General features: G+C 45.8%; 5 protein-coding genes and 1 other RNA gene. 2 read left to right on the top strand and 4 right to left on the bottom strand.

Annotation, left to right across the window (positions count from 1 at the left end):
• Positions 1-53 precede the first annotated feature (53 nt).
• Genes AB4653_RS11135 through AB4653_RS11150 form a run of 4 tightly spaced genes read right to left on the bottom strand, consistent with a single transcriptional unit; the run spans position 54 to position 3,471 of the window.
• Positions 54-659 (bottom strand): BON domain-containing protein, encoded by a 606-nt coding sequence (locus AB4653_RS11135; RefSeq protein WP_009848945.1) that lies wholly within the window; start codon positions 657-659, stop codon positions 54-56.
• 16 nt (positions 660-675) lie between these two features.
• A complete protein-coding gene (locus AB4653_RS11140) occupies positions 676-1,266 on the bottom strand; it encodes a phosphoheptose isomerase (protein WP_004729817.1) in 591 nt (196 codons plus the stop codon).
• A gap of 2 nt (positions 1,267-1,268) precedes the next feature.
• Entirely contained in the window at positions 1,269-1,667 is a 399-nt protein-coding gene (locus AB4653_RS11145) for a YraN family protein (RefSeq protein WP_009848946.1), read from the bottom strand.
• Positions 1,654-3,471 carry a penicillin-binding protein activator gene (locus AB4653_RS11150; protein ID WP_009848947.1) on the bottom strand — a complete coding sequence of 606 codons (1,818 nt, stop codon included), beginning with the start codon at positions 3,469-3,471 and terminating at the stop codon, positions 1,654-1,656. Before AB4653_RS11150 ends, AB4653_RS11145 begins: the two co-directional genes overlap by 14 nt.
• Positions 3,472-3,532: 61 nt before the next feature.
• On the opposite strand from AB4653_RS11150, the gene rsmI reads away from it, so the two are divergent.
• Positions 3,533-4,399, top strand: coding sequence for a 16S rRNA (cytidine(1402)-2'-O)-methyltransferase (gene rsmI / locus AB4653_RS11155; RefSeq protein WP_009848948.1), 867 nt, complete (start codon positions 3,533-3,535; stop codon positions 4,397-4,399).
• A 195-nt stretch (positions 4,400-4,594) separates the two neighbouring features.
• Positions 4,595-5,034, top strand: an RNA gene (rnpB, locus tag AB4653_RS11160) — RNase P RNA component class A.
• Positions 5,035-5,072: the final 38 nt, after the last annotated feature.

A 5,072-nucleotide genomic window follows, 5' to 3' on the forward strand; every position in this document is an offset into this window, starting at 1 on the left:
ACCAACCAACAAGCAGCTAAGCAACTAAGTTAGCTAAGTAAATTCAGAGGGCGTTAGTTTACCAAATTGTCATCTTCACCATATTCAAACGCTCGAATCACCTGCTTCACACCAGAGATATTACGCGCAACTTCTGTCGCGATATCAGCGTGTTCCCGAGAAACTAATCCAAGCAGAAATACTTCTGAATCTTCAGTAATGACTTTGACTTTGATACCGTTAAGCTCAGACTTGGCAAGTAGGGCAGACTTCACTTTAGTGGTAATCCAACTGTCTTTGCTGATAGCACTAACAGACAGTGGCTCTTTCACTCGGATCTGGTTGTGTATACTTTCAACTCCCGTTACTGCTTTAGCTTGGCTTTCAAAAGCACGACGTTCAGCATCTGTCGTTGCTTGCCCCATCAGAACTACTGAACCACGGTAAGAGCTTGCTGTGATACTGACATTGCCGCGAAATGGCGGTTTATTGGTCATAGCTGCAACTTCAAATTCGATATTGTTGTCGCTCCAAATCTCTTTGGTGGTTCGTGTATCTGTGACTAGATTTGCAGTAGTTGCTGCACCAGCAATGAAAAGACCAGCACAACCAGATAACGACAGTGTAAGTAGCGAAACACTAATCAGCTTAAGCAGCTTCATAGAAGTTAATGATTTCATCGTGATGCTCCGTATATCACTCTTCGTGAGCTGGGAAGAGTACTTGATCGATTAGGTCACATAAGCAGTGTAGTGTCACCATGTGTACTTCGTGGATACGTGCTGTACGGTGTGAGGGAATACGAATTTCTACATCGTGCTCACCAAGCAGGCCAGCCATTTCACCACCATCTTTACCAGTAAAGGCGATGATTGTCATATCACGTGTTACCGCAGCTTCCATTGCTTTGATGATATTTTTACTGTTACCACTAGTAGATATAGCCAGTAAAATATCGCCAGTTTGACCAAACGCGCGCACTTGCTTAGAGAAGATCTCTTCGTAGTGGTAGTCGTTTGCCACCGCCGTTAGTGTGGTGTTATCAGCAGTGAGAGCCATTGCTGGAAGGCTAGGACGCTCGGTTTCAAAGCGATTAAGTAGGCAAGAGACAAATTGCTGAGCATTCGATGCCGAACCACCGTTACCACAACAAAGAATCTTGTTTCCGTTAAGCAGGGTTGCAACCATTGCTTGAGCGGCATGCGTGATTGCGTCTGGCAGAGCTTCTGCCGCCGCAATTTGGATTTGAATACTTTCTGTAAAACTTTCTTTGATGCTGTCTAGCATGTTTATCCTTGGGTAATCGCGTTTTGAATCCAGTCGATAGTGTCATTCGGCCCTTCGATGGCAATGATATCAAACCTGTAATCTGTAGAGTGTACCGACAAGCCTTGCTGCATAAGCCAAACATTGGCTGTTTTGAGTAGCTTTTGTGACTTTTTGGCTGTCACCATTTCAGCGGCATGTCCGTAGCGTGTTTGCTTGCGGTATTTTACCTCAGTAAACACAACCGTATTGTTATGGCGCATTATAAGATCAATTTCGCCACACTTTGCTATGAAGTTTTCTTCAATTAACGATAAACCGTGGCGAACTAAATAATTCTTTGCCACGGTCTCGTATTTATCACCCACTTGTTTGTGGGTGATTGTTGGCTTGGATAGGAACTTACGGCTAAAAAGCCCCATGCTCTGCCCAGCTGATTTCACGTTGAACCACACAGTTGTTGTCGATGGTTAATACGCCGGTTTCACCTGTAATACTGTAATCTTGTACGGCTTTCATCTGTGGTAGTGCATCCATTAGATAGTATGCATCCATTCCTAGAGCTTGTAGACGCTTTTGGCTGTTCGAGTGTGAAGGCCATAGGTCATTAAGCGCTTTGTTAAGCTCGTTTTTGTTCTCGACTAATAGCGGGATATCGCTGTAGAAGACACCCGTTAGGTCTTCATATTGCTTGTCACCGCTGTTGCTGCGTGAGTTTGAAAACAGTGCAGGTTGGCTAGCATCAGGGTTAATTGCAACTTCAATGAAGGGTTTGATGAGTGTTAGCTCTGAGTTCTTAGCGACAATGTAGACAGAATCGATATCACGACGACTGCGTGGCTCTGTTTCTAGGTCTAGGTTAAGTAGTCCATCCATTTGAGCGATACGTTGTTGGCTCTCTTGTAAACCGAAAATCTGATTCACATTACGCTGCAGTTGGCGTTTGTCAGAGAAGAAGCTGATTGCAACGTCGTTGTTGCTGTATTTCTGCCACTCTTCGTTAAATGCTTGCTTAACGCGGTCACCTAAGCGTCCTTTGGGTGCAAGAATTAGTGGGTACTTATAGCCTTGTGCAAAAAGGTGTTTCGCAGCCTGAGCGACTTCTTGTTCTGGCGATAAAGCGAGATAACAAATATTAGTATCTGGTTCTAGCTGAGTTGGAATATTAAGAGCTAATGCTGGAATCGAGTTTTCGTGGTTTTTCTGCGCTTGTTGAAGCTTGGTGATATTGCTCTTAATCAGAGGGCCAACGATGAAATCAACGTTATTCTCTTCCAGTTTCGCTTTAATTTCAGCGGCACTTTGTACGTTGGTATCCATTACCGTCAGAGTTGCATCTTCTTCACGCTCTTTGTCATTCATCATCGCAAAGATGAAACCATCACGCACAAGTTGTGCTTGCTTACCGTACTTACCTGTTAGCGGCAGCAGCAGCGCAGTGCTGGTTGGTTTGCTGATCTCTAGTGCCAAGATGTCGGTGATCGCTTGAGGTGTGTAAGTAGCCGCAGGGTGCTGAGGATTCTCGGCTAACCAATCAGCCAGGGTTTCCTGTAGGTTTGGAAGGTTCGAATTCAGCGTCTTCATGTAGATAGCCAGTTGCAACCAACCTGAAAGCACATCTTCTGTCGGCGATGTTTTCAGTTCTAGAATCTCGTATTGAGAGTAGCTATTCAGGTTCTGCCAAATACGGTCGGCCGTTCGCTGTTGGCTTTCGTCGCTAGCGTCCAGATATTCAGAATAAAGGACTAACTCACGGCTCGCTTCGAAATACTCATTCTGTATTTCAGAAATGTTGGCGCGTAACTCGTGATAATCTTTCCATTGCTCGTTCGGAAGCGTCCACCAAGGCTGAAAGTTCAGTTGGCTGTACGCTTGCTGTGGTTGCGAGTTATTCACCAGCAGTTGAGCGCGAGCTAGTTGCCATTCTGCTTGTTGAACTTCACTCAGCTCTTGTTTGGCTAAGCGTTTGATCAGCAGAGTCGCTTGATCGGTTTTTCCAGCTTGCACAGAAGCCTTAAGCGCCATGATTAACCAGTCGTTTTGTAGACTTCCTTTGCTACTATCCGCCTGCATCATGTAACTTTCAGTTGATTGCGCTGGATCTAGTGTAATATCAACACGCGTTGGTGCTTGAGGACCTGAAGAACAAGCCGCCAATGTAATTGCTAATGCAATTGGAGTGAGTAAGCGTGGTACACTGAGTCTCTTATGGTTCATCGTTGCCATGAGTTCTTTAAATTCCGTATAAATTTGTATCTATATTAATCGTTGAAGTGATGGTAAACAAATGACAGATAACAAAACCTTGCTCACAGAGAGCCCAACTCTCTATATTGTGCCAACCCCAATCGGAAATTTGGGAGATATCACTCAAAGAGCAATTGAAATTTTATCAAGTGTCGATGTTATTGCAGCCGAAGACACACGCCACACGGGTAAGCTGCTTGCTCACTTCAATATATCAACCAGAACGTTCGCTTTACATGATCATAATGAACAAACTAAAGCACAAGTTCTAGTCGAAAGGTTATTAGAAGGTCAGTCTATCGCATTAGTCTCTGATGCGGGTACTCCTTTAATCAGTGATCCAGGTTACCATCTTGTCTCACAATGTCGTCAAGCGGGTGTGAGAGTTGTGCCACTTCCTGGTGCTTGTGCTGTGATTACCGCACTAAGTGCGTCTGGTTTGCCGTCTGATCGTTTCAGCTTTGAAGGTTTCTTACCGCCAAAGAGCAAAGGTCGTAAAGACAAGTTCTTAGAGATCGCAAAAGCAGAACGCACGTGTATCTTCTACGAATCTCCGCACCGTATTACTGATTCTCTACAAGACATGCTAGAGATCTTAGGCCCAGATCGTGAGGTTGTGTTGGCGCGTGAGCTAACCAAAACCTTCGAAACCATCCAAGGTCTGCCACTTGGTGAACTTATTGAGTGGATTGAAGAAGACGCAAACCGTAAACGCGGTGAGATGGTATTGTTAATTCACGGTCACCGTGAAGAAGCGAGCACAGAGTTGCCAGACGAAGCGACTCGCACGCTGGGTATTCTAACCAAAGAACTGCCCCTTAAAAAAGCAGCGGCGATGACGGCAGAAATCTACAACCTGAAAAAGAACGCTTTATACAAATGGGGCCTAGAGCATCTAGACAACTAGATACCTCTTTATAGACTAGGTACCTATTTATAGAGTAGCTAACCTGTATTGACAAGCTTATGAGGAGTGATGGTAATACCGTCGCTCCTTTTTTTGTGCTTGGATTGTGTGAAATTCGTTCACTTGCTTAATGGTTTGCAGCATATTTGTGATCTCGCTAGACACTGCACACTAATCTCTATACAATCCGCCCTCGGAGTTGAACGGGTAATCGCTGCTTTGCTGATGTCCTTCGGGAGACTGACGTTGAGGTCCTTCGGGAAACTGACGTTGAAGTCCTTCGGGAGACTGGTAGAGGGGAGGAACGTCCGGGCTCCATAGAGCAGGGTGCCAGATAACGTCTGGGGGGCGCGAGCCCACGACAAGTGCAGCAGAGAGAAGACCGCCGATGGCCTCATTTCTTCGGAAGAGGCACAGGTAAGGCTGAAAGGGTGCGGTAAGAGCGCACCGTGCGACTGGCAACAGTTCGTAGCAAGGTAAACTCCACCCGGAGCAAGATCAAATAGGCCCTCGCATTGCGCTGCTCGCGTATGGGGGCGGGTAGATTGCTTGAGCCTGTGAGCGATTGCAGGCCTAGACGAATGGTTACCGCCGCGCAAGCGGAACAGAACCCGGCGTATGTGTCAACTCCACCTATATAAAGAACCCATCATTACTTAACGGTAGTGATGGG

This window comes from Vibrio sp. 10N.222.48.A3, from assembly GCF_041475345.1.
GTDB classification, from domain to species: Bacteria; Pseudomonadota; Gammaproteobacteria; order Enterobacterales; family Vibrionaceae; genus Vibrio; species Vibrio tasmaniensis_A.